A 1186-nucleotide genomic window follows, 5' to 3' on the forward strand; every position below is an offset into this window, starting at 1 on the left:
ACCTTCATTTTTAATACCACTTGTAATAGTCGCATCAGAATCATTTTTTAAACTTAAATTATTATTACTTCTATTGAAGATATTACCATAAATAATTCCATTGTCAGTATTTAAAATACCACTTCCTTTTGCAGAAGCAATAAGACCTTCATTTTCAATAGTGATTCCGTATTCTTGTTTTTCTTGTCCTTCTTTTCCAATGGTTCCAGTATTTATAATACCCCCATTACCACCTTGGATAGTTCCAGATACATTGATGCTAGTATTTACTTGCTTACCACCGCCTATATAAATACCTGCATTACCACCTTCTAATCTACCCCCTTCTTTAACTTCAATACCTTCACCCTCAATACCATTTTTACTTCCATCTATATGGATTGCATCATTGCCTGCTTTAATAACACCACCTTCTTCTATAGTGATTTTACCAATATTAACGGGCTTTTTATTTGTATCAAATGCATAAAAAGTTATACCATTGTTGCCTGCTTCTATAGTTCCTTTATTTGTAAGGGTTTCTATCTTGTTGCCATCACCTATGAAGATAGCATTGCCGTTTTGATTTTTGATTAGACCTGTGTTTTCAAAATTTTTAATAGTGGAGCTTGAAGTTCTCCAACTTTGAATGAATACTGCTCCTGATAATTGTTTGGCTCCAGATGTTCCTTCTATAGTACCAGTGTTTTTAAAATTATCTATAGTAGTACTTGATATATTTATACCTACTCTTCCTGAAAGAATACCTGAGTTATCAAAATTTGTTATAGTAGAACCAGAAAGATTTACCCCAGAGCTAGCAAACATAGCCCCATTAGGTCCTCCTGGATCTTTTCTTCCATCGCCTTTTAAGGTTCCGCTATTGATAAATGTTTGGATTGTAGAATAGCCAATATATATTGCTTGCGTATCCCAGTTATTTACATCTTGATTGCTGGTTTGAATAGTGCCACTATTATTAAGAGTTTGTACACTTGAATTATCTATGCTTATACCTCTATGTCCCTCGCTTTTAATGTTTCCATTATTGGTAATGGTTTTAACATCAGTATGATTAAATCGAACAGCTTCTTTATTTGTTGAAGTTGTTATAACTCCAGTATTGTTAAAATTATTAATCGTGGATTTATTATTAGCACCGCCTTCGAAAAAAACTCCTTTATCGCTTGAAGCTATAGTTCCACTG

The 1186-nt window shown here is 33.1% G+C and carries 1 pseudogene; it reads right to left on the bottom strand.

Features of this window, described 5'->3' with window-relative positions:
• Positions 1 to 1186: pseudogene (locus AJ881_RS09490) on the bottom strand (hypothetical protein); the annotation flags it as partial.

The sequence above is a fragment of the Campylobacter sp. BCW_6460 genome (assembly GCF_001762705.1).
GTDB classification, from domain to species: domain Bacteria; phylum Campylobacterota; class Campylobacteria; order Campylobacterales; family Campylobacteraceae; genus Campylobacter_D; species Campylobacter_D jejuni.